The sequence below is a fragment of the Gemmatimonadaceae bacterium genome (genome assembly GCA_035533015.1).
Classification (GTDB): domain Bacteria; phylum Gemmatimonadota; class Gemmatimonadetes; order Gemmatimonadales; family Gemmatimonadaceae; genus JAGWRI01.
The window spans coordinates 1-22,849 of sequence record DATLUQ010000055.1 but is presented as its reverse complement, the minus strand read 5'-3'; the positions used below and the strand labels follow the sequence as shown (position 1 = coordinate 22,849).

General features: G+C 67.7%; 25 protein-coding genes. 9 read left to right on the top strand and 16 right to left on the bottom strand.

The genetic code is table 11. The features are described from left to right. Positions 1-2: 2 nt before the first annotated feature. The 4 genes from zwf to VNF92_11860 are packed head-to-tail and all read right to left on the bottom strand — an operon-like array spanning position 3 to position 6,098. On the bottom strand, positions 3-1,373 hold the full coding sequence (zwf, locus tag VNF92_11875; GenBank protein ID HVA58576.1) for a glucose-6-phosphate dehydrogenase: 1,371 nt from the start codon (positions 1,371-1,373) through the stop codon (positions 3-5). Continuing rightward, positions 1,370-2,368, bottom strand: coding sequence for a decarboxylating 6-phosphogluconate dehydrogenase (gene gnd / locus VNF92_11870; GenBank protein HVA58575.1), 999 nt, complete (start codon positions 2,366-2,368; stop codon positions 1,370-1,372). Before gnd ends, zwf begins: the two co-directional genes overlap by 4 nt. Positions 2,369-2,415: 47 nt before the next feature. After that, a complete protein-coding gene (glk, locus tag VNF92_11865) occupies positions 2,416-3,426 on the bottom strand; it encodes a glucokinase (protein HVA58574.1) in 1,011 nt (336 codons plus the stop codon). Continuing rightward, positions 3,423-6,098, bottom strand: a complete 2,676-nt coding sequence (locus VNF92_11860) for a hypothetical protein (GenBank protein ID HVA58573.1) — start codon at positions 6,096-6,098, stop codon at positions 3,423-3,425. The genes glk and VNF92_11860 overlap by 4 nt, the downstream gene beginning before the upstream one ends. A 159-nt stretch (positions 6,099-6,257) precedes the next feature. On the opposite strand from VNF92_11860, the gene VNF92_11855 reads away from it, so the two are divergent. Together VNF92_11855 and VNF92_11850 are read left to right on the top strand one after the other, a co-directional pair. Then, the gene (locus VNF92_11855) at positions 6,258-7,490 is read left to right on the top strand and encodes a glycosyltransferase family 4 protein (protein HVA58572.1); all 1,233 of its coding nucleotides are present in this window, start codon (positions 6,258-6,260) and stop codon (positions 7,488-7,490) included. Further along, positions 7,483-8,736: a glycoside hydrolase family 57 protein gene (locus tag VNF92_11850; GenBank protein HVA58571.1), complete on the top strand. Its 1,254-nt coding sequence runs from the start codon at positions 7,483-7,485 to the stop codon at positions 8,734-8,736. Before VNF92_11855 ends, VNF92_11850 begins: the two co-directional genes overlap by 8 nt. A gap of 35 nt (positions 8,737-8,771) precedes the next feature. Here the strand turns inward: VNF92_11850 and VNF92_11845 are convergent, their stop codons facing one another. Together VNF92_11845 and VNF92_11840 are read right to left on the bottom strand one after the other, a co-directional pair. Then, positions 8,772-9,044 (bottom strand): zf-HC2 domain-containing protein, encoded by a 273-nt coding sequence (locus tag VNF92_11845; protein ID HVA58570.1) that lies wholly within the window; start codon positions 9,042-9,044, stop codon positions 8,772-8,774. Beyond that, positions 9,041-9,643: a sigma-70 family RNA polymerase sigma factor gene (locus tag VNF92_11840; protein HVA58569.1), complete on the bottom strand. Its 603-nt coding sequence runs from the start codon at positions 9,641-9,643 to the stop codon at positions 9,041-9,043. Before VNF92_11840 ends, VNF92_11845 begins: the two co-directional genes overlap by 4 nt. A gap of 210 nt (positions 9,644-9,853) precedes the next feature. Here VNF92_11840 and ytxJ point away from each other — a divergent pair, with 210 nt between their 5' ends. Next, positions 9,854-10,219 (top strand): bacillithiol system redox-active protein YtxJ, encoded by a 366-nt coding sequence (gene ytxJ, locus VNF92_11835; GenBank protein ID HVA58568.1) that lies wholly within the window; start codon positions 9,854-9,856, stop codon positions 10,217-10,219. A 33-nt stretch (positions 10,220-10,252) separates the two neighbouring features. Here ytxJ and VNF92_11830 read toward each other — a convergent pair whose 3' ends face one another. Both VNF92_11830 and VNF92_11825 read right to left on the bottom strand, forming a co-directional pair. Next, positions 10,253-10,537 (bottom strand): peroxidase-related enzyme, encoded by a 285-nt coding sequence (locus tag VNF92_11830; GenBank protein HVA58567.1) that lies wholly within the window; start codon positions 10,535-10,537, stop codon positions 10,253-10,255. Beyond that, entirely contained in the window at positions 10,538-10,786 is a 249-nt protein-coding gene (locus VNF92_11825) for a carboxymuconolactone decarboxylase family protein (protein ID HVA58566.1), read from the bottom strand. Between the two features lie 93 nt (positions 10,787-10,879). On the opposite strand from VNF92_11825, the gene VNF92_11820 reads away from it, so the two are divergent. Further along, positions 10,880-11,329: a DUF6789 family protein gene (locus VNF92_11820; GenBank protein HVA58565.1), complete on the top strand. Its 450-nt coding sequence runs from the start codon at positions 10,880-10,882 to the stop codon at positions 11,327-11,329. Positions 11,330-11,406: 77 nt separating this feature from the next. Here the strand turns inward: VNF92_11820 and merA are convergent, their stop codons facing one another. The 3 genes from merA to VNF92_11805 form a co-directional block, all read right to left on the bottom strand. Beyond that, positions 11,407-12,807, bottom strand: coding sequence for a mercury(II) reductase (merA, locus tag VNF92_11815; protein ID HVA58564.1), 1,401 nt, complete (start codon positions 12,805-12,807; stop codon positions 11,407-11,409). Positions 12,808-12,882: 75 nt separating this feature from the next. Further along, a complete protein-coding gene (locus VNF92_11810; GenBank protein ID HVA58563.1) occupies positions 12,883-13,278 on the bottom strand; it encodes a MerC family mercury resistance protein in 396 nt (131 codons plus the stop codon). Continuing rightward, the gene (locus tag VNF92_11805) at positions 13,259-13,672 is read right to left on the bottom strand and encodes a MerR family transcriptional regulator (GenBank protein HVA58562.1); all 414 of its coding nucleotides are present in this window, start codon (positions 13,670-13,672) and stop codon (positions 13,259-13,261) included. The genes VNF92_11810 and VNF92_11805 overlap by 20 nt, the downstream gene beginning before the upstream one ends. 158 nt (positions 13,673-13,830) lie before the next feature. Between VNF92_11805 and VNF92_11800 the strand changes: the two genes are divergently transcribed. The 3 genes from VNF92_11800 to VNF92_11790 are packed head-to-tail and all read left to right on the top strand — an operon-like array spanning position 13,831 to position 16,921. Then, positions 13,831-15,387: a mercuric reductase gene (locus tag VNF92_11800; protein HVA58561.1), complete on the top strand. Its 1,557-nt coding sequence runs from the start codon at positions 13,831-13,833 to the stop codon at positions 15,385-15,387. Further along, positions 15,384-16,064 carry a VTT domain-containing protein gene (locus tag VNF92_11795; GenBank protein ID HVA58560.1) on the top strand — a complete coding sequence of 227 codons (681 nt, stop codon included), beginning with the start codon at positions 15,384-15,386 and terminating at the stop codon, positions 16,062-16,064. The genes VNF92_11800 and VNF92_11795 overlap by 4 nt, the downstream gene beginning before the upstream one ends. Further along, positions 16,061-16,921 (top strand): patatin-like phospholipase family protein, encoded by an 861-nt coding sequence (locus VNF92_11790; protein ID HVA58559.1) that lies wholly within the window; start codon positions 16,061-16,063, stop codon positions 16,919-16,921. The genes VNF92_11795 and VNF92_11790 overlap by 4 nt, the downstream gene beginning before the upstream one ends. A gap of 34 nt (positions 16,922-16,955) precedes the next feature. Here VNF92_11790 and VNF92_11785 read toward each other — a convergent pair whose 3' ends face one another. The 5 genes from VNF92_11785 to VNF92_11765 are packed head-to-tail and all read right to left on the bottom strand — an operon-like array spanning position 16,956 to position 19,014. Further along, complete coding sequence (locus tag VNF92_11785; GenBank protein HVA58558.1) at positions 16,956-17,210, bottom strand: hypothetical protein; 255 nt, start codon at positions 17,208-17,210, stop codon at positions 16,956-16,958. A gap of 3 nt (positions 17,211-17,213) precedes the next feature. After that, a complete protein-coding gene (locus VNF92_11780) occupies positions 17,214-17,696 on the bottom strand; it encodes a glycine/sarcosine/betaine reductase selenoprotein B family protein (protein HVA58557.1) in 483 nt (160 codons plus the stop codon). A gap of 24 nt (positions 17,697-17,720) precedes the next feature. Further along, the gene (locus tag VNF92_11775; GenBank protein ID HVA58556.1) at positions 17,721-18,164 is read right to left on the bottom strand and encodes a DoxX family protein; all 444 of its coding nucleotides are present in this window, start codon (positions 18,162-18,164) and stop codon (positions 17,721-17,723) included. Positions 18,165-18,214: 50 nt separating this feature from the next. Then, positions 18,215-18,754 carry a DUF2911 domain-containing protein gene (locus VNF92_11770; GenBank protein ID HVA58555.1) on the bottom strand — a complete coding sequence of 180 codons (540 nt, stop codon included), beginning with the start codon at positions 18,752-18,754 and terminating at the stop codon, positions 18,215-18,217. After that, the gene (locus VNF92_11765; GenBank protein HVA58554.1) at positions 18,751-19,014 is read right to left on the bottom strand and encodes a hypothetical protein; all 264 of its coding nucleotides are present in this window, start codon (positions 19,012-19,014) and stop codon (positions 18,751-18,753) included. The genes VNF92_11770 and VNF92_11765 overlap by 4 nt, the downstream gene beginning before the upstream one ends. Before the next feature lie 123 nt (positions 19,015-19,137). On the opposite strand from VNF92_11765, the gene VNF92_11760 reads away from it, so the two are divergent. Both VNF92_11760 and VNF92_11755 read left to right on the top strand, forming a co-directional pair. Continuing rightward, positions 19,138-19,749 (top strand): CDP-alcohol phosphatidyltransferase family protein, encoded by a 612-nt coding sequence (locus VNF92_11760; protein ID HVA58553.1) that lies wholly within the window; start codon positions 19,138-19,140, stop codon positions 19,747-19,749. 105 nt (positions 19,750-19,854) lie between these two features. Continuing rightward, the gene (locus VNF92_11755) at positions 19,855-22,743 is read left to right on the top strand and encodes a TonB-dependent receptor (GenBank protein HVA58552.1); all 2,889 of its coding nucleotides are present in this window, start codon (positions 19,855-19,857) and stop codon (positions 22,741-22,743) included. Positions 22,744-22,849: the final 106 nt, after the last annotated feature.

The window sequence follows — 22,849 nt, the reverse complement described above, 5'->3', positions numbered from 1 at the left end:
GTCTATGATCTCCTCGGGAGTTCCGCCCATCCGCCCGGCACCAGCTTCAGCGCTTCGGCGGGGCCCCACGACCCGGGTTCGTAGATGATGGGTGATGTCGCGACGTCGAGAATCGGATCGACGATGCGCCACGCCTCCTCCACATAGTCCTGGCGCGCGAAGCGGAACGTCTCGCCACGCATCGCGTCGCCCAGCAACTCGGCGTAGGGATCGGTCTCCGCGCCCTTGTGGTCGTGCGTGGCCAGCAGTTCGAGTGGGTGGCCCTGCGGAAGCCCGGGTTCGCGGACGGTCGCGCCGAGCCCGATCTGGAACGCCGGACCGAGTTGAAAGCGCACGTGATTCGAGACCAGGGGCACGCCCGCGACCGGCGGGGGGCGGCGCAGCTTGACCACGACTTCGGTGCAGGCCGCGGGCAGGCTCTTGCCCGTGCGGATGAAGAACGGCACGCCGTCCCAACGCCACGACTCGATGCGGAGTTGGAGCGCGGCGAACGTTTCGGTGCGAGACCCCGGCGCCACGCCCGGTTCGTCGAGATAGCCGCGGACCTGGCCGCGCACCACGTGGCGGGGGTCGAGTGGCGCGATGGCTTTGAGCACCTTGACCTTCTCGTCGCGCAGGGTCTCGGTGTCGTGGCTCCGCGGCGGCGGTTCCATAGCGATGTTGGAGAGCACTTGGAGCAGATGATTCTGAACGACGTCGCGGATCGCTCCCGTCTGATCGTAGAACGCGCCGCGCCCCTTGATGCCGAACGGCTCGGCCATGGTGATCTGCACGTTCTCGACGTAACGCCGGTTCCAGATCGGCTCGAGAAACGTGTTGGCGAAGCGGAAGAAGACCAGATTCTGCACGGCTTCCTTGCCCAGGTAGTGATCGATGCGGAAGATCGCGGACTCGTCGAAGCATCGGTGCAGGATGCCATTGAGTTGCCGGGCCGAGGCCAGGTCGGTGCCGAACGGCTTTTCGAGGACGAGGCGCGCGCTCTGGTCGCAGCCGGTGCGGTTGAGCTGGCTGATCACCACCTCGAACAGCGACTGGGGGATGGCCAGGTAGTGCAGGGCGTGTGTGGCGTCGCCCAGTTCACGCCGCAGTTGGTCGAAGGTCCCTGGCGCCGCGTAGTCGCCCTCCACATAGCGGAGCAGGCGCATAAGCGTGGGGAACGCCACCGGATCGACGCCGCCGCCATGTTGGACGACGCTCTCGCGGGCCCGGGCCTGGAGCTGGTCGAGCGACCAGCCCTGACGTGCCACGCCGATCACCGGCACGTCCAGGACGCCGGCCTTCACCATGCGCTGGAGGGCAGGGAAGATCTTCTTGTACGCGAGGTCGCCGGTCGCTCCGTAGAAGACCAGCGCTCCGGACCGCGGCGGCGTCATGGCTTCTCCCGGTGGCCGCCGAAGGCGGCCCGCATGGCGGACAGGATCTTGTCGGCATAGTCGGCTTCGCCGCGCGAGGAGAACCGTTGGTAGAGTGCGGTGGTGAGCACGGGGGCTGGCACCGCCTCATCGATGGCGGCCTTGACTGTCCAGCGTCCTTCGCCCGAATCGGAGACGCGGCCCGCGTAACTCGATAGATCGGGGGCGCCGAGCAGCGCTTCGGCCGTCAGATCGAGAAGCCAGGATGACACGACACTGCCACGCCGCCACACCTCGGCGACCTCACCGACGTCGAGGTCGTACTGGTAGTGCTCCGGATTGCGGAGAGGCGTCGTCTCGGCGTCGTGTTCCTGTGGCGCGCGTCCCACGTTGGCGTGGCGCAGAATGCTCAGCCCCTCGGCATACGCTGCCATGATGCCGTACTCGATGCCGTTGTGCACCATCTTGACGAAGTGCCCGGCGCCGGACGGCCCGCAGTGCAGGTAGCCCAATTCGGCGGTGCCGGATCTTCCCTCGCGGCCCGGCGTGGGCGGCGCCGATTCCTTCGGTGGCGCCAGGGCGGCGAAGATGGGATCCAGGTGCCGCACAATGTCGGTTTCGCCGCCGATCATCTGGCAGTAGCCGCGCTCCAACCCGAAGACGCCGCCGCTCGTGCCAACGTCGACATAGTGAATGCCGTGGGCGGCCAGGTCGTGCGCGCGTCGTAGGTCGTCGACGTAGTAAGAGTTCCCGCCGTCCACGATGATGTCGCCGGGCGCCAGCAACGGGGCCAACTCGGCGATCGTCGCGTCAACCACCGCCGCCGGCACCATCAGCCACACTACCCGGGGCGCGTCGAGCCGCCGCGCAAGGTCGGCGAGGGAGGTCGCGCCCTCGGCGCCTTCCCGGACGAGGGCCTCCACCGACGGTTGGGCGCGGTCGAACACGACCGCGTCATGTCCGCGCCGGCGCAACCGGCGTACCATGTTCGCACCCATGCGTCCGAGGCCGATCATTCCAATTTGCATATACCTGTCTTCCTCTGGTGTTGACCGTGACGGCCTCAACGGCCGATCTCCGAGAGCGCGAAGTGGGCCGCCCCCAACAGCGGCGCCTCATCGCAGACGATCACGTGGACGGCCATCGCGTCGAGAATCCCGCTGAGCCGTCCCTTGTCGCGAAACCGGGCCAGAAAGGCGTCGCGGGCCCGCGCCTGCCAGGCGTCGGGCGTTCCCGCCGGCCCCACGAGCAGCTTGCGCGCCACGCCGCCGCCCAACCACACGCCGCCGGTCGCCATGGTCCGCAATGCCCAGTTGCCGGCCTCGGCGCCATACGCACCGAGGAAGTGGAGGACCGCCTGCTCCGCGAGGGCACTGCTGCCGTCCATGGCCGCGTGGGCCACCGTCGCAGCGGGGTCGCCCGCCGCGATCGCAGCGGCCAGCCAGGACGGCTCCGTGCCGCCGTCCCGATCACGAAAGAACTCGTAGACGTTGTGGAGTCCCGGGCCCGAGAGCACGCGCTCGGCGCTCACGTGGCCGAACCGCTTTCGTAAATACCGTAGGAGGGCGAGGTCAGTCTCGTCGCTCGGTGCGAAGTCGGCGTGGCCGCCCTCGCTGGCGAGCGAGCGGGTGGCGCCGGTGCCGCGCACGAGGGCCGACATGCCGAGCCCGGTGCCCGCCGCGATCACGGCGAGATTGCCGGCGCCACGCGGGCCGGCTTGCAGCGTCACCTGGTCGGTCGGTTCGAGCGCGAGCAGCGACCATGCCTGGATCTCGACGTCGTTGAGCAGGGAAACGCGGTTGATCCCCAGCACGCGGGCGAGGCGGCGCCCGTCCACCGCCCATGGCAGGTTCGTGGTGTCCGCCCGGTCTCCCGACACGGACCCCGCGACGCCGAATCCGGCGGCCTCGAGTTGGAGCGACGCATCGCCGACGAAGGCGGCGATGATCTCGTGCAACGAACCCTGGTCGTGGCTGGGGTACGAATCCATCCGCACCATGCGCCACGCGCGATCGTTGCGCTCGAAGAGCGCCACGTTGGTCTTGGTGCCCCCGACATCGCAGGCGAGAATCATGACTCCTCCCGCCTGACCGATGCGGCTTCGGTGAGCAGCGTCGCGATGAGGCCCGTCCACCCGGTCTGGTGCGATGCACCCACGCCCCGTCCGTTGTCGCCGTGGAAGTATTCGTAAAACAGACAGAGATCGCGAAACCCGGGATCCCGCAGCAACGTCGGGTGGTCGCCCAGACTCGGACGCCGCCCGTCGGCGTCGGCTAGGAAGAGTCGCGACAGGCGGGACGACAACTCGTCGGACACCTCCTGCAAGCTGAGCAGGTTGCCGGAGCCGGTCGGGCATTCCACGCGGAAGTCGTCGCCGTAGTACGCGTGGAACTTCCGCAACGACTCGATCAGCAGGTAGTTCACCGGCATCCAGACCGGACCGCGCCAGTTCGAATTGCCGCCGAAAAGGCCGCTGTCCGATTCTGCCGGTTGGTAGCCCACCGTGCGCACCACCCCTCCCAACTCGACGCGGTACGGATGCTCGAGGTGATGCTTGGAGAGGGCGCGAACGCCGAAATCCGACAGGAACTCGGTTTCGTCCAGCATGCGCCGCAGAATCCGCTTCATGCGGTGGCCGCGGAGCAGCGACAGCAGGTGGCGGCTTCCCTCGCCGGGTTCCTGCCAGCGTGAGATGAGCGACGCCAGGTCCGGCCGGTATCGCAGGAACCAATCCATGCGCCGGCGGAAGCCGGGCACCCGCTCGAGGAGCTCGGGTTGCAGCGTCTCCACCGCGAACAGCGGAATCAAGCCCACCAGTGACCGGATCTTGAGTTGCCGCGACTCGCAACGGCTCCGTCCCGGGTCGTCGTAATGGAGCACGTCGTAGAAGAACCCGTCGTCGTCGTCCCACAGGTCGATCCCATGGCCGCCCACATCGCGCATGGCGCCGGCGATGGAGAGAAAATGTTCGAAGAACTTGGTCGCGATGTCCTCGTACACCGGGCGGTGCTGCGCGAGCTCCAGCGAGATGCGCAGCAGGTTCAGCGCGTACATCGCCATCCATGCGGTGCCGTCTGCCTGTTCCATGTGGCCGTCTACCGGGAGCGCCGCGCTGCGATCGAAGACACCGATGTTGTCCAGCCCTAGGAATCCGCCCTGGAACAGGTTGAGGCCGTGGGGGTCCTTGCGGTTCACCCACCAGGTGAAGTTGAGCAGCAGCTTGTGGAGGATGCGCTCGAGAAACTCGAGGTCGCCGTCGTCCCCACGCCGGGCACGGTCCATCTCGAACACGCGCCAAGCCGCCCATGCGTGCACCGGCGGGTTGACGTCGCCGAGCGCCCACTCGTAGGCCGGGAGCTGGCCATTGGGGTGCATGTACCACTCCCGGGTGAGCAGGAGCAGTTGGTCCTTGGCGAAGTCGGGGTCGACCTGGGCGAGCGGCACGCAGTGGAACGCCAGATCCCACGCCGCATACCAGGGATATTCCCACTTATCGGGCATGGAGATGACGTCGGCGTTGTTGAGGTGCGTCCAATCGTGGTTGCGGCCGGTGAGCCGCTCGCGCGGCGGTTCCGGCTGACCGGGGTCGCCCTCGAGCCACTGCGGGACGTCGAAGTAGTAGAACTGCTTGCTCCACAGCATGCCGGCCAGGGCCTGGCGCTGCACGCGACGGACATCCGGGTTCGTGATGCCTCCGTGAAGCACGTCATAGAAGTCGTCCGCCTCGCGCTGCCGGCGCGCGAAGACGTCGTCGAAGTCGCGGAAGGGTGCCGCCGCACCGGGGCGGGTCAGGCGGAGGCGCATCTCGATTTCGCCACCCGCCGGCACGGTACGACTCCAGATGGCGCCCACCTTCGTCCCCGTCGCGGCCGGATTCACCGCCTCCTCGCGCCCGTGCACGACGAGTTCGTGGAAGGCGTCCTTGAAGAACCCCGGATGTTCCGGGCCTCCGTACAGGCGGTGGTGGTTCGTGTCGTTGTCGCAGAATGCCAAGCGGTCCGGTCCATCGATGTGGAGGATGAACGTCCCCAGGCTCGGATGGGTCAGCTCGACCGCGCGAGCACGTATGCGCCGCATGCTCGGACGCTCGGGCCACCGGCCCCAGGACCAGGTGTTGCGAAACCACGCTTGCGGGACGACGACGATGGGGGCGTCCACCGGCCCGCGATTGCGCACGCGCACGCGCATGAGGATGTCCTCAGGCGTACGCTTGGCGTACTCGACCGAGACATCGAAGTAGCGACCGTCGTCGAACACGCCGGTGTCGATGAGTTCGAACTCGGGATCGGTCTTCGTGCGCGCCCTATTCTCCGCGACAAGCGAGGCATACGGAAAATGCGCCTGCGGATACTTGTACAGCATTCGCATGTACGCATGCGACGGAGTGGCGTCGAGGTAGTAGTAGAGTTCCTTGACGTCTTCCCCGTGATTGCCTTCGGGTCCCGTGAGGCCGAAGAGCCGCTCCTTGAGGATCGGGTCGCGGGTGTTCCACAGGGCCAGGCCGAGACAGAGTCGCTGTTGATCGTCGCAGAAGCCGGCGAGGCCATCCTCGCCCCATCGATACGCGCGACTCCGGGCGTGGTCGTGAGGGAGGTAGTCCCATGCGGTCCCGTGCGGACTGTAGTCCTCACGGACCGTGCCCCACTGTCGGTCGCTGACATAGGGACCGAAGCGCCGCCAATCGGCCTTGCCCTCGCTGACCGCGCGCATGCGCCGGTGCTCGGGAGTGTTCGTTCGCGTCTTCATGTGGTCGGCAACCAACGACACCGATGAATGGTTCCGCTCGGAAACAAACGGAACCAACCGGCACTATCGGCGGTTGTGAAGCCACGTTGGGGTGCAGCGGCGACGCGGCGTCCCGCTCTTCTCGCTCTGAAAGGCAGCGGCCCTGTGATACGAGTTCTCATGTTTGGCTGGGAGTTTCCTCCGCACCTGAGCGGCGGCTTGGCGACGGCGACCGTCGGTCTGGTGAAGGGCCTGGTGCACCGCGGCGTCGCCGTGACGCTGGTGGTGCCGTTCCCGGTAGGCGAGCCGCAGATCGCCGGTCTGCGACTGGTCAGCGCCACTTGGGGGCGCCATCGGGTCCGGCACATCCGGATCCCGTCGCCGGCGCAGCCGTACGGCGGGAGCGACTTCTACCTGACGTCGCGTGCCCACCTGGCGGGAACGGAAGGCACCGCGGTCTACGGCGCGAACCTGTTCGCGGAAGTCGACCGCCTGACGGGCATTGCGGGAGCGATCGCGCAGGACGAACCGCACGACGTCATCCACACGCATGACTGGATCACCTACGCCGCTGGAGTCGCCGCCCGCGCGGTGTCGGGCAAGCCGCTCGTCGCCCATCTGCATGCCACTGAGTTCGATCGCGCGGGCGACGGCGCGAACGAGTGGATCGTGGCCCGTGAGCGGGACGGCCTCCAGGCTGCGGATCACGTCATCACCAACAGCCGGGCCCTCAAGCAGCAGGCCGTCGGCCGCTATGGCGTTCCCGCGGATCACGTCACGGCGGTCCACTGGGGCATCGACGACGAATACGAACGCTGGGACGCGGGACCGGCCAGTCCGCTGCCGCCGGACGCGCCGATCGTGCTCTTTCTCGGGCGCGTCACGCGGCAGAAGGGTCCGGAGTACTTTCTCGATGTCGCCGGCCGGGTCGCCGCCCTCGTCCCGGAGGCCCACTTCGTGGTCGCCGGCACCGGTGATCTGGTGCCGCGGATGGTCACGCGCGCGGCCGAAATGGGCATCGCGCATCGGGTCCACTTCGCGGGCGCCGTGGCTGGTGTCGAGGTGGATCGGGCGTTCCAGATGGCCACCGTGTGCGTCATGCCGTCGGTGAGCGAACCGTTCGGACTGGTCGCGCTCGAGAGTCTCCGGGCCGGCACGCCGTGTATCGTGCCGCCGACCGCCGGCGTCGCCGAGGTGCTGACGCATGCCATCAAGATCGACTTCTGGGATCTCGACGAGATGACGCGCACCGTGGTCGGCCTCCTGGGCCACCGCGACTTGCGCGACCAACTCGCCGTGCGCGGGCGCGACGAGGTGGCGGGCCCGCGGTTCTCCCTTGGCGAACCGGCGCGGCGGGTCGAAGCGGTGTATCAACGGGCTATCGCGGCGCACGCCGGAGCGGCCAATGCGTGACATCTGCATCTATGCGCAGGTGCACCAGCCGTTCCGGCTGCGCCGCTACCGGTTCTTCGACATCGGCACCGGGCAGGCTTATTTCGACGACCAGCGCAATCGCGAGTTGCTGCGGCGGGTCGCCGACAAGTGCTATCTGCCCACCAACGGCCTGCTCGGCGAGCTGATCCGGCAGAGCGAAGGGGAATTCCGCTTTGCGTTGAGCCTGAGCGGCACGGTCCTCGAGCAGATGTCCGATACGGCTCCCGACGTCCTGGAGAGCTTCCAACGGGTCGTCGGCACCGGCGGCGTGGAACTCCTGTCGGAGACGTCCTACCACAGTCTGGCCAGCCTCGGGCAGCCGGCGGAGTTTCGCGAACAGGTCCTTCTCCATCGCCGCACAATCGCGCGCCACTTTCATCAGCGCCCGCGTGTGTTCCGGAATACCGAACTCATCTACTTCGACGAGTTGGCCCCGACCATCGAGGGCCTCGGGTATACGGGCATGATGGTGGAGGGGGCGGACCAGGTGCTTGGGTGGCGTTCGGCGAACCATGTATACGCGGCCGCGTCCGCCCCGGGCTTGCGGCTGCTGCCGCGGAACCATCGCCTGAGCGACGATGTCGGCTTCCGGTTCTCCAACCGGGACTGGGCCCGCTGGCCACTGACCGCTGAAACCTACGCCGACTGGTTGGCCGCCTCGCCCGGCGACAGCATCCATCTCTTTCTGGATTACGAGACATTCGGCGAACACCAATGGGCCGACACCGGAATCTTCGAGTTTCTGCGGCACCTGCCCGACGCCTGCCGGCGCCGGGGGCTCCGGTTCGTGCATCCGTCCACGCTCGCCGAACGCGCGCCGGTCGGCACGCTGTCGTTCCCCCGACCCACGTCGTGGGCGGACGAGGATCGCGGGGTGACGGCGTGGCTGGGAAACCCACTGCAGGAGGCGGCGCGCGACCGCCTGTTCCAGGTCGGAGCCGCAGTCGCCGCCGCGGGGGATGCGCATCTATTGTCGGTCTGGCGCCGTTTGACCACGAGTGACCACCTCTACTACATCTGCACCAAATGGTCGAACGACGGGGACGTCCACAAGTACTTCAGCCCGTACGACACGCCGTACGATGCGTTCATCACGTTCATGAACGTCCTGCAAGATCTCGAGCAGACCGCCCGCGCTATGGGCGGCCGCGCCGTCCGCGCATCACCGCCGGAGACGCGAAAGCCGGTCGTGCCCGACAGGCACTCCCGGCTCGTGCGTGCGTGAGTCCAGACGCCTCGCGGTCGAGCCCCGCGCGGGGGCTAGACCTCGAGCATGCCATCGGCGCGCAGCGCGTCGGCCACGCGCTCCCGTAGCGCCTCCGGGTCCGAATGCTCTGCCTGAGCGCCATTGAGCGCCGCGAGGAACGCCCGCTCGAACTCGTACTGGGGATAACACCGGGCGCACATGGACAGATGGGTCCGGATCGCGGCCATGCGATCCGGCGTCAGCTCCTCGTCCAGGTAATCCCACAGTTGCTGCATGACGGTCTCGCAGTCAAGCATCTCGTGGTCGTGCGAATGTTCTTCCGTCATGGTATGTCCCCCCCGTCCGAGGTCGGTCGTCGCGGGGCATAGCCCGCATCTTGCGCGTGAATGAGCAGCGGTTCCTGCAGCTGTCGCCTGCCCCGGAACAGTCTGGAACGCACCGTGCCAACCGGTACGCCCAGGACCACGGCAGCTTCTTCGTACTTGAGATCCTGCAGATCGACCAGAATCACGGCGGTCCGCAGGACTTCCGGCAGGGCGGCAAGCGCGTGGCGAATGGCAGGCGCGAGGTCCACCCGGAGCCAGATGTCCTCGAGCATCGTATTGCGGACGGATTCGTGCACCGCCGCGGCCTGACGAGCTTCGAGTTCCGGTGGATCGAGATCCACCTCGCGTTGCTGCCGCGCGCGCGTACGCAGGAACTCATTCCGACAGATGGTAAACAGCCACCCACGACACTCCGTGCCTGGCTCGTAGAGGTGCCACGAGCGATACGCGCGCAGGTAGGTCTCCTGCACGAGATCATCGGCATCGGACTGGTCCCGGGCAAGCGACAACGCGAATCGTGCGACTTGCGGAAGCCAGCGGAGCGCTTCCTCGCGAAACTGCTTGTCGCGTTCCCGTTTGGCGTCGTCATGGTCCGGCATTGACGGTGTCAACCGGACCTCCGTTGGAATGGTTCCATCGCGACTCTATTCGGTTGAGCGGCCCGACTTCCCGGGGTTGGCGCTCGGGCGTTGTGGCGTGCCATGGAACTGAACGACGGGGTGAACACTTGTCCAGTTGCCACACGGAGTCGCGGAGCAATACGACCGCCCCCCGCGTCGGTCGTCCCTTCTGCCAGGATCAGGAACCCCATGAGCATACATCGCCTTGCCCGTCAGCCCGGATCGACCATTCCAGCCGAACTCCACTCGCCGGGGGTCCGCTGGGTATTCAAGCACAGCCCGGCGTGCCCGACATCGCTGCGTGCGCTCGGAGAAGTGTCGAGGTATGCGCAGCGTCACGACGACGTGCCGGTGGTCCTGATCGACGTGCTCACGCAGCGCGAGACGTCGCAGCGCGTCGCCGACACGCTGGGCATCGGCCACGCATCGCCGCAGGTGATCCTGCTGCGCGACGGCACCGCGCTCTGGAGCGCTTCCCACTTCGCGATCTCAGTGGGTGCGATGGAGACCGCCCTGGCCGGCCGCGAGGACGTGGCAGCCGTGCACGGGCCGTGAGACGGAACCGGCGCGCCGTCGCGCTGGTTCGCGTTACTCCAGCGGGATGTTCAACCCCTCCGCCATCCGGTTGACGAAGTTGAAATACGCGGTCACCGCCACGACGTCGTGCAGCCCCGCGTCGGACAGGCCGACGGCCCGCAAGGCAGCCGCGTCGGCTCCGGAGACCGCGCTGGGCTGCACCGTCAACGCGATCGCGAAGTCGGCGAGCACGCGCCAGCGCGGTGGCAACGATGCTCCCCGCGGGTCGGCGAGCACGGCATCGACCAGCGCCGGATCCTTCGTGAGCTGACGGAGCGACCCTCCGTGATGGTGCATTCAATACCGGCACCCGTTCACGGAAGAGACCACGGACGCGATCAATTCCCGCTCGGCGCGGCTCAATTCGGAGCGGCTGAACATGAGTTCGCGATACAGGTCGAGATGCGCGACGAGCGCCGCCGGACGCGTCGCGTGCGCCTTGAGGATGTTCCCGACCGCGCCGCGGGCGGCGGCCACGCGCGCATACGCCTCGGCAAGGGGTCCCTCCACCCGATCTTCATCTGGCAGCTCGATCCAACTGGTCATGGCGTACCACCTCGTAGACGGTTACATCATAACGTAGCGCTTTGGGGGACGATTCAGCCCCGTCGATGCTTGCCCCTGCAGCGCAGATCTACCATGCGCGTTCTCTCCAACCGTGGGGTGATGGTCATGAAGATCAATTACGGCAAGGCGGTGGTCGGCGGGCTGGTCGGAACAGTGGTGCTGACGGTCGTCGGCCTGTATGCGGCGCCGATGATGGGAATCCCTCAGATGAATCCGGCGGCGATGCTGGCCGGCAAGATGGGCGGCAACATGGCCGCGGGGTGGGTAGCGCACTTCATGGTTGGCGTGGTTCTGGCGCTGATCTACGCAGCCGTGGCCTCGCGGCTTCCGGGCGCCCCCTGGCTGCGGGGCGCAATCTACGGCATTGCACCCTGGCTGGTGTTTGAGATCGTCATGCTGCCCATGATGGGCATGCCGCTGTTCTCGGGATCGATGATGAGCGCCATGGGCGCCCTGATCGGCCACCTCCTGTACGGTGCGACCGTCGGCGCGATCTACGGGCCGGTGCCAACCGGCGCATAGACGCGCGGACGGTACGGTGAACGGGTCGGCGCATCACGCGCCGACCCGTGCCATTTCCCATCCGGTGGAACCGGAACTCACGCGGCGCAGCACGACAACTTGGCCACGTCCTTGTCGAAGGTCTGCGCCGCGAGCTTGATCGCTTCGGCCAGCGTCAGATAGGGGTGGAAGGTGGCCTTCAGATCCTCGATCGTCAGTCCGAACTTGATGGCCAGCGCGGGCTCGGTGATCATCTCGCCCGCTTCGGTCGAGAGGATGTGCGCGCCGACGATCTTTCGTGTGGCCGCGTCCGCCACGAGCTTCACGAACCCGCGGGTGTCGCGGGCGGCCAGCGCGCGCGGCACGTGTTCCATCGAGAGGATGGACACGACGACCGTCCCCCCGTTGGCTCGCGCCTCGACCTCGGTGAGGCCCACCGACGCCACGCCGGGGTCCGTGAACGTGACCTTGGGTAGGGCGGTCAGGTCGAAGCGCCGCGCGTTTCCGGTCAGCGCGTTCTCCGCGGCCAGCGACCCGCCATACGCCGCCACGTACACGAACGCCGGATCGCCGATCACGTCGCCCGCCGCATAGATGTCGGGGTTGGCGGTCTGCAAGAACTCGTCCACGACGACTTCTCCCTTCTTCCCCAACATCACGCCAGTCGCCTCGAGACCGAACCCGTGAGTGTTCGGCCGCCGCCCAGTTGCGACGAGCAGTTGGGCGGCGTGCACGGTCTCCGGCCGGCCGTCGTCGGTGAGCGATACGTGGTACGCCCCATCCGTGCGCGCCACATGCGCAATCCGGACGCCGACGCGTACGTCCAGGCCTTCCGCGCGCAGATAGTCGCCGAGCGCGCGTCCCACGTCGGCGTCTTCCATGGGCACGACGGTCGGCAGCGCCTCGAGCACGGTGACATGTACCCCCAAACGCGAGAACATCTGGGCCAGTTCGAGTCCCACCGCGCTCGCCCCGATCACAATCAGAGACGCTGGCAACTCGTCGAGCGCCATGGCTGAATCGTTATCCAGATACCCGGCTTCAGCGAGCCCCGGAATCGGTGCGGCCCACGCCGAGGCGCCGGTCGCGATGATGATCTTGCCAGCGCGGATCCGGCGTCCGTCGGCGACGTCGATGCCGTGGTCCGAGGTGATGGCCGCCCGTTGCTCGAACAGAGTCACCGACTCGTACCCCTGGATCACGTCGCGGTACTTGGCCTGTCGCAGCGTCGCGACGAGTTCGTCCTTCTGCGCGCGCACCGCGGCCCAGTCGGGCACGCCATCAGATGTCGCAATACCGTGGAACCCGTGGTGCTGGCGATGGTGCTGCGCTTCGGCGGCGCGAATCAGCGTCTTGGATGGTACACACCCCACGTTGACGCACGTACCGCCGAGCGTGCCGCCCTCGAGCATGGCCACCCGGGCGCCCAGTTCCGCGGCACGGATCGCGGCCGCGAAGCCGGCCGAGCCCCCGCCGATCACGGCTACGTCGTATTCCATACCGCGACCGGCGTGGACGTGCTTTGTGCCGCTGCCCTTAGCCATCATGCACCTCACGTCGTGGGAGACAATCCGTCAAATGGTCTGCCGGTCGGGGGCCGCGCACCGATGCGTCAGCCAGAGATTCCACGCGCTGGCCGCGATGATCATGCCGAGTCCGGCGTACGCAAGCGGCAGCCAGACGAACATCCCGCCCAGGGTACACACCGCACCCACGGTTCCGAGATGCTGGGGCCACGGCTTGCCATGGCGGCCTCGCCCATCGCTCAGCCCCCACATGGTGACGCCCAGCGCGATGACGAGCAGCGGGATCAGCACTGCATCGTGGATCAGAAAGCCGAGACCCAGGGCAGTGGCTAATGCGAGCGCCGGGCCTGCGCCTGCGCAACAGAGCAACGCGACGGAACTTGCGGCGGCCCCGGCGAGTCCGCCAACGGCCGAGGTCGTTCCCTTATCTTCCAAAATCGGCATTGTCTTCCAGTGCCTCCAGAATGGGACACGCGTTCGTGGTCCGTCGACTCTCGCAGGTCGCCGCGAGGCGCTCCAGAGTCCGTTTGATCTTCCGGAGCTCGCGAATGCGGAGGTCCACGTCATCGATCTTCTCGCGCGTCCGTTTCTCGACGTGACGGCAAGCGCCGGCATCGCGGACGCGGAGGGCCAGCAGTTCGTCGATCTCGCCGAGCGTGAACCCGAGCGCCTGGGCGTGGCGAATGAATTGCAGCCGGGACACCGCGTCGTCCCCGTATTTGCGGTACCCCGCGGGTGTCCGACTCGCGGGGACAAGAATGCCGCGGCGCTCGTAGTACCGAATGGTTTGGATGTTGACATCGGCCGCTGCGGCGACCTGACCGATTGACAGCGCCATCGCCCCCCTCCTCATCGCGTGATCCTGAATCCTACACCCTATACCTTGGTATAGGGTCAAGAGGCATCGCCGCGTCGTGCATTGAACTTTTCCGGGCAGCTGCCGGTTGCCCCGCTACACGACGCACCGCACGCAACTCTTCAAGGACCGTCGCCGACGTGACACGAACATTCCCTGACCCGCCGGCTGACTGGCCCGGGCGCTTCGCGGCGCCGCCGTTCGATGCGCCGAACGCGCACTGGGCGGGCAATGTGAGTCCTCGCGGCTGGCCGCTGCCGCCGAAACGCGATCGCTATCACCTGGTCGTGATCGGTGGCGGCACCGCCGGTCTCGTGAGCGCCGCCATCGGCGCGGGGTTGGGCGCGCGCGTTGCCCTGGTTGAACGCGCCATGCTCGGCGGCGACTGCCTCAACGTGGGATGCGTGCCGTCCAAAGCGGTCATCCGTGCCGCCCGCGGGTGGCATGACGCGCGCGGCTCGGCCGCCGCTTTCGGGGGGCCGCGCGCATCGGGCGACGGCGATTTCGCCGCGGCGATGGCCCGGCTCCGCGGCCTGCGAGCGGGGTTGAGCGACGTCGATTCGGCCGCGCGGTTCCGCGGCCTGGGCGTCGACGTCTTTCTGAGCGACGCGGCATTCGTGGCGCCGGATGCGGTGCGCATCGGAGACCGCACGGTGCGATTCCGTCGCGCCATCGTCGCGACCGGCGCGCGCGCCGCCGTGCCGCTCGTTCCCGGCCTTGCCGACACGCCGTTCGACACCAACGAGACCATCTTCACCGTGACCGAACGCCCGCGACATCTGATCGTGGTGGGTGGCGGACCGATCGGCGCGGAGTTGGCGCAGGCGTTCGCGCGATTGGGCACGGCCGTCACCCTGGTGAATGCCGGTCCGCGCCTGCTGCCGCGCGAAGACGCCGACGCGGCCGAGTTGGTCTCGGCGTCGCTCCGGGCCGACGGCGTCGCGCAGCACCACGATCACCGCCTGACGTCCGTGTCGTATGCCGGAGCGGAATTCACCGTGACGGCGACGGGCGCGCAGGGGAGCGTGACGATTCGGGGCGACCGGCTGCTCATCGCGACCGGGCGGGCGCCGAACGTGGACAACCTCGGGCTCGACGCGGCCGGCATTGCGTATTCGCCGACCGGAATCACCGTCAACGACCGGCTGCGCACCAGCAATCGTCGCGTGTACGCTATCGGCGACGTCTCGTCGCCGCTCCAGTTCACGCACGTCGCTGATGCCCAGGCCCGGCTGGCCGTCCCCAACGCGCTCTTCTTCGGCATCGGTGGGGGACGTAACAGCAAACTTGTCGTGCCTCGCGTGACCTACACGTCGCCCGAAGTGGCGCACGTGGGGCTCACGCCGGCCGAGGCGGAGGCCGCCGGGCGCAAGGTGGAGACCGTCACCGTGGAGTTGTCGCACGTGGACCGCGCCGTGCTCGACGGGGCCGACGGTGGATTTCTCAAGGTCCATCTGCGGGCCGGCAGCGATCGTATTCTCGGCGGAACGCTCGTTGCGGATCACGCGGGGGAGATGATCGGCGAGCTGGCGGTGGCCATCACCAACCGTTTGGGCTTGGGTGCGCTGGGCGGTACCATCCACGCGTATCCGACCCAGGCCGAAGTGTATCGTCGAGCCGCGGACGCCTGGCGACGCACGCGGTTGACGCCGCTGGCGCGCCGGCTGTTCGGCGCGTGGTTCTCGCTGTTTCGATGAGTACGCCGTCCATCTCGCGCCGTGCGGCCCTCATTCGGCTGGGCATCTTCGTCGCCCTGATCGCGGCCGCCGGGTTGGCCCTCCGGGGGACGGCGGCCGGAATGCTCGGCGATCCGCTGGGACTGGCTGCGCGCCTCCGCAGTGCCCCGGGAGCGTCGGCACTGTTCGTGCTGGTGTACGCCGTGGCGGCCACGCTGGCGCTGCCGGCCACGCCGTTCACGCTCGCCGGAGGCATCGTGTTTGGATTCGCCAAGGGGTCGGCGCTCAACTGGATGGCCGCGACGATTGGCGCCACCGGATCGTTTATTCTGGCGCGTGCGCTCGGCGCCGACGCGATCCGGCTCCTGCTGGGCCGCCACGCCGCGCGGCTCGACACGTTGTCGTCGCGGACGGGTGCGATGGCCATCGGGCGCCTTCGCTTGATTCCGCTCATTCCGTTCGACGGATTGAGTGTCGCGTCCGGACTGGCGCGTGTGCCGACGCGCGCGTTCGTCGTGGGCACGGCGCTGGGCATCATCCCCGGCACACTCGTGTACACCTGGTTCGCGCAGAGTCTGGCGCTGGGCATCTCGGGCACGTCGCGGACCGCATGGCTCCAGGTAGTAGCCGCCAGTTTCCTGCTGCTGGCGCTGTCGTTTCTGCCGTCGTTGGTCCGCCGGACAAGGCGCCAGTCATGAACGAGCGCACGGCCTTCGTCCTGGCCGGTGGCGGAAGCCTCGGCGCCATCCAGGTCGGGATGCTGCGCGCGCTCCTGATGGCCGACGTGCGGCCTGACTTCGTGGTTGGAACGTCGGTGGGCGCCATCAACGGCGCGTACTTCGCGGCCGATCCGACGCTTGCCGGCGTGGCGCGCCTCGGGCAGATCTGGGCATCGATCACGAGACGCGACGTGTTTCCGCTCAATCCGCTAGGCGCCATGCGGGGCGTGTTCGGCCATCGGGAGCACCTGCTCGAGCCATCGGGGCTGCGACGCCTGTTGACCACACACTTCGGGAATGCCCGGCTGGAGAGCCTCGTGCTCCCGTGCGCCATCGTCGCCTCGGACGTGCGCAACGGCGCGGAAGTGGTATTGACGAGCGGGCCGGCGAGCGATGCGCTGATGGCCAGCGCGTCCATTCCCGTGCTCCTGCCGGCCGTGCGCGTCGGTGGGCGCGATCTCGTGGATGGGGCGATCGCCAACAACGCGCCGATCTCGACGGCGCTCGCCATGGGCGCTTCGCGGGTGATTGTGCTGCCCACCGGATTCACCTGCGCCACGTCGCAACCCCCGAGCAACGCCATCGCGATGGTGCTGCATACGATGACGCTGCTGGTCGCGCGCCAGCTCGTGTACGATGTCGAGCGGCTCGGCGCGCGTGCGCCGATCGCGATCGTTCCGCCGCTGTGTCCGCTTCCCGTGAGCGCCTACGACTTCTCGCAGGCAGCCCTGCTGGAAGACCGGGCCGCCGAGGCGACGGGAGCGTGGATCAGAGACGGAGGGCTTGAATCGTCGAAGATCCCGGTGGCGTTGGGCCCACACGAACACGTGATGTAGAACGCCGTATCGGGGCCCCGAGCGGACCGTGTGGTCAGTCGGTTGGTAGATCCTTGAGGATCGGCCCCGGCCCGTCACACTGCAACAGGTCGAATGCCCTTCTCATGACGGCACGCTGGCGCGGCGGGTCCCCGGCGCGGTCGAGTGCCGAGCCGAACGGGAACGGCACGGCCAGCGCCCGTGGAGGCCGCACCCGTTCCGCTACCGACCGGACCAATGCGACGCATACGGTACTGATGCCGGCACCTTCCAACACACCCGCGAGCAGTCCCACGGACTGCGTGCACATCGGTCATATGGGCACGAGCAGCGCGACGTCTACCCCGTCGTCGCGCAGCTCCGCGGCAATGCGAGGCGCCGTGTCGCGCACGAGACGCCCAGGGGCGGTGATCGACCCGTTGATGCTGACGTGCCGCGGCGCGGCGTGGCCGATGGTGCCATCGGCCACCATTTCGTGGAGGCGGTCGAGCGGGAACGCGATGTTCGGGTCACGCTCGGCCGGCCCGCGGTCGAACGCGTGGCTGACCTGGCCGACCACTAGGTCCTGCGTCGCCGTGTCGTCGGGGATCAGGCGATAGCTCGAGTCGCCGCCCCGCACGGGGGCGAACGGCGCGTCTATCCCGACGCGATACATGCCGGCGCTCGTGACGAGGGCCACCCGCGCGGAGGCGAGCGGCACCCGCATCGGCGTCCACGGAACCGGATCGATGCGCCGCCACGGATACAGCGCGAGCTGCATGCGCATGCCGAGCGGTAGCTCCGAAAAATCAGCCATTCGCGGTGCTCCTACCGTGCGGGGTCATGGCGATACGGGCCTGGACGGTCTGTGCAGGCGCGCATCGAGTGCCAGCGTGTCGTCGGACGCATTCAGCACCAGCACCACGGCGACCGCCGTGAGGGGGATGGAGGCCAGGAAGAGATGCGTGCCCCCCGTCGTGAGGCCGAGCAGCCCCCAGGGGTCCAGGATCTCCTTCCAGCTGCCGATCGTGGACGCGGCGGACATGACCAGCGCCGCCCACGCCGACGCGCGGCGAAATAGGCCGATGGCCACGCAGATCGCCACGAGAATTTCCAACACCGCGGCGGCGCGAACCAGGACGGGCCCCGCCGGCACGTGATAGAAGTGGCTGAAGATCCGCCCCGCGCCCTGCGCGGCGAGCAGTTTGTCCACTCCCCACAGCAACAGGAATACTCCCATGCTGATCCGCAGCAGGGGCATGGTCCAACGGGACGTACGTTCCACGGCCTATCCTCCGGTGGGTGCGAGAGTCGTTCTGTTCCCGACGGGCGGCATCACCGCGTCGCGATGGGAATGTCGATCATCGTAGTGCCCCAATGCAGCACCAAGAGCGCGTGCGTCGCATCCGCCTGCGGGAGTTCGAACGCCAACGTTTCGACGTATGGCCCGATCGCCGGCCGAATTCGCACCCGGAGGGCGTCGTGACCTTCGGGATACGGGATGTGGTACACGTGGGCCGCGCGACTGAGGATCACCGTCCACTCGGCCGAATCTGGAATGGCCCACACGCTGTAGCTGCCCGACGCGAGTGCCTGGCCGGCAAAGATTATCGGCCTGTCGGTCTCGAAGGTCGTTGCCTCGTCGGCCCCGGGATCCCACACCTGGCCGTATGGCACGATGCCGCCGAAGAGGGTGCGGCCGCGGGCGGACGGGCGGTTGTAGTGAACACTGATCCGGGTGGCCCCCAGCATCTGCATGACGCTCGCCGGCTGGCTCTTCCGCGGCGCGCGGGTGGAATATCGCCAGTACGCGACTCCCCCGGCCGCAACGGCCACCACGCCGGCGATGGTGGCGGCTGCCTTCCAACGCTTCATGCGTCCACCGGCCCGCGGACGAATGTCGTCATCAGTTCACGGGCCAACGCGGCGCGCGAATAGTACGCCACCAGAAACGGCACCAGGTAATTGAAGGCCACCCGCACCAGGACGCCGGCCGCGATTCCGCCACCGATCAACGCCGGCCACTGGTTGATCGCGGTGAGTGCCGTGCCCACGATGACCGATGTGCGCACCGAGGCCGAGAGCACCTGGCGCCCCCGGCAGCACGCGGGAATTTCTGGATCGGGTCGAGCCATGGGGTCCTCGTCTGATGGCGCACGCGCCGAGATCGTTTCAGACGGGGCAACCGTCGATGGGTCGGAATCGTTCCACCGACCGTATATTTCCCAACCAACCCAGTCCCCGGCCATTCACCTCCCATGTTCGACGACTATCTGCGTGCGCTGAAAGACCGGCTGCTGGCCCCGCTGGCGCGGCGGCTGGGCGGGATGGTGCATCCGAACGCGGTCACCGTGATCGGGTTCGTTGTCGGAATGGGGAGTGCCGGGGCCGGCGCGCGCGGGGCGTACACGCTGGGGTTGATGCTCTGGCTGGTCAATCGCTTCCTCGATGGATTCGACGGCACCGTGGCCCGCGCGTCGGGCCGCCAGTCCGACTTTGGCGGCTACCTGGATATCGTATTGGATTTCGCCGTCTACGCCGCGATTCCCATAGGGTTCGCCATCGCGGCGGCCAGCCGCACGACCATTCTGGCGGCGGTGGTGCTCGTCGGCGTGTTCTACGTGAACGCCGCGTCGTGGATGTACCTTGCCGCCCTCCTCGAGCGGCGCGCGCTCGGCGCCGCGGCGAACGGCGAGTTGACCAGCGTCACGATGCCGCCTGGGCTGGTTGCCGGAACCGAGACCGCGGTCGCGTACACGCTGTTCTTCATCTGGCCTGGGCACATCGTCCTGCTATTTGGGGCCATGGCCGTGCTCGTCGCGGCAACCGTGGCCCAGCGCCTCGTATGGGCGTGGCGGATTCTGCGCTGAACAGGCCGCAGGCCAGCATCACGGAACCATCGGGGCCCCCTGTGTGTTGCCCGGGTGCGACATGACCGCCCGCCGGGCCGCCGCCTCTGCGGGCGGCGGCACGGGATGTCGGCGGCCATTTCCCCCGTGGACACCACGCAGATCCATTCCATGCTTATTCGCCGGTCCTTCGTTTTGCTGCTTCTTGCCGCGGTGCCTGCGTTTCCTGCGCCTGCACACGCCCAGCGCGCCGACTCCTCGATCGTGGCGGGCGCGGTTCATACCCCGCGCGGTGCGCCCGTCCCGAGCGCTCGTGTGCGGATAGACAGCGCTCACGCGGTACGCGCGGACTCGGCCGGTGCGTTCTCCCTGCGCGTTCCGTCGGGCGAGCCATTCGCCCTGCACGTGGAACGTGCCGGGTTCGCGGAGTTCACCATCGCGATTCCCGCGCTGCAGCCTGGCGACGTGCACCGGGTCGACGTGGTGTTGACGCGCATGACGCAGCTCGGGGTGTTCGCCGTGCGCGCGTCCGTGGAGCCGCCCCTGGTGAATCACACCGATGCCGCCACCGGTGGCACGCTCACGGCGCGGGATCTCGAGGCGCTCCCCTCGGACGGACGCGATCCCCTGAAGCTCGCGTTCTACGTGCCGGGCGTCACGCAGGCCACGGGGTTCTTCGATACGGCCCCCGTGCTCAGCATCAACGGCTCCAATTCCCTGTATACCCAGTACTTCATTGACGGGTTGGACAACAACGAGGGGTTCCTGGGCGGAACGCGGGTGGACCTGCCGCTGTCCGCCCTGCGCCGCGTGGACGTGAAGACGAACACATACGGCGTGGAATTCGGGCGGAGTTCCAATGGAATTGTCAATTACGTCACCCGCAGCGGCACCAACGACTGGCACGGCGATCTCTTCGCGTACGGGCGCCCCGGCCGTGGATTCGATGCCCGACCGACATTCACGCCATCCAACACTGATCCGCAGCGATTTCATCGATACCAACTGGGCGGATCCGGCGGAGGAGCGCTGGACCGCGACCGGACGTTCGTCTTCGGCGCGGCGGAGTACCTGGACGAGAAGACTCCCCAGGCCGTGACCACGGCGTTCGGAAACGGAGCGGGGGCGCAGGAGCGGCGGCAGCTCAAGCTGTTCGGCCGACTGGATGAGGTGTGGAGCGGTACGCAGACAACGACGTTCAAGGTTGCGGCCAGCAACCTGCAGTTGCGTGGCGAGGGCGGGGGGCTGGTGGTGCCCGAGGCGGATGTGGGCCAGTACCGGCTGGGAATCATCGGAAGCGTTACCCACCGCAGCGACGTCACGGCTCACACGTCCAACATGGTGTCAGTGCAGGTGGCCACCTACCACTGGTACTACCCGCCCACGGCGAGTTCTCTCAACACGCCGCAGGTGTACATCGAGTCGCCGCAGGGTGCGCTGCAGGCCATCGTTGGCTCTTCGGGCTTTCAGTTCGACGAACGCGAGACCCAGGTGAGTCTGCGCGATGAGCTCGTCCGCCAGGCGGGGACGCACACATTGAAGGCTGGAACGGATGTCATCGCCGCCGGGTTCCGGCTCGACGGCGCGGGCACGAATCCGCACGGCCTGTACGAAGTGGCCAACACGGGCAATATCACCCGGTCGGGCGGGTTCATTTCGATTCGGGACATCCCGGCCAACGTTCAGGTCAAGAGCTATACCGTGGACGCGATCCTGCAGCACGTGGACCAGTCGCAGGCCGTGTACGGGCTCTATGTCGAGGATGCGTGGCGGGCCACGCCGCTGCTCAACGTCACCTACGGGCTCCGGTGGGACTACGATGATATCACGTCCCGGGGCGCCAGTTCGCCCGATCTCACCAACTTCCAACCACGGGCATCTTTCAACTGGACCTTTGCCCCCGATCGCGTCTTCCGCGGTGGGGCTGGCGTCTACATCGGGAAGTTCCCGTATACGGTCTATTCGGACGCCACGCAGTTCGGCTCGAACGGAAGCGCCGCCGTGACCTTCGACGGCGCGGGCGCGCCAGCGTTCGGTCAGGCGCCGAGCGAGCAGCAACTGCTGGCCGCTCGCGGGCAGCTCCCGCCGCGCGAGATCCGGCAGACGTTCGCGCGGGGCCTGAAGAATCCGCGCAGCTACCAGGCAACGCTCGGCTACAGCCAGCAATTCGGTCCGAGTTGGGGCGTGTCGTTCGATGTCGTGTACGCGGCCACGGAACACCTGCCCCGGCTGTGGGACCTCAACGCGGTGAATTACACGCTCACCGCCGGCGATACGATCAATCGGCCGCCATCGTTCGGCGATGCCCACCGGCCCGTCACTCCGCGGCCCGGGAGCTTCCGCCAACTCACGACCACCGACGCGGGCGGGCGGAGCGAGTACGCCGGCCTCTATACGGAAGTCCAGCACCGCTTCAGTGATACCTGGACGGCGGATCTCAACTGGATCTGGTCGCACGCGCGGAACAACACCGAAGACGTGAACTTTGCCGCCACGCAGGGGAACAACTTCAAGAACGAGTGGGCGGACGCGGTGAACGATCGCCGCCACGTGGTCCGCCTGCGCTCCGTGTACACGCCCGTGCCGCGGGTGCAGTTGAGCGGCATCGCGGATTTCCAGACCGGCCAGCCGATCAACTGGGTGGCTGGGAAGTACGACCCGGCCACGGGCACGGCCACCTACTACGATCTGAACGGGAGCACCCCCGGCTTCGGCGACGTCTACTTGGGCAACCTCGATCGGTTTCCGGGGTTGGGCCGCAATAGCGGACGGCTGCCCAGCGTGTTCAACCTGGACCTCGGGGCCGGCTACATCGTGCCCATGGGCCGGTCCCGGGGGCTGGAACTCCGGCTGGACGTGTTCAACGCGCTGAACTCGGTGCAGGAGTCCGGGTTCGCCAACGGCATCGCGGGCGGCGGCCCGCGGGTGCAGGTGGGGCGCCCCGGGGATCCGATTGTGTACACCACGGCAGCACAGCCGAGGCGCGTGCAGCTGTCGGCGCGGTACACGTTCTAGCTTTCGGCATGAGACATCACCGCGCGATCGGTGGCGCGCTCTGCGCGGCCGCCGTACTTGGTGGTTGCGGACGGACCGCGGCGCCGCCGGGCGCCGCGCGGCTGAA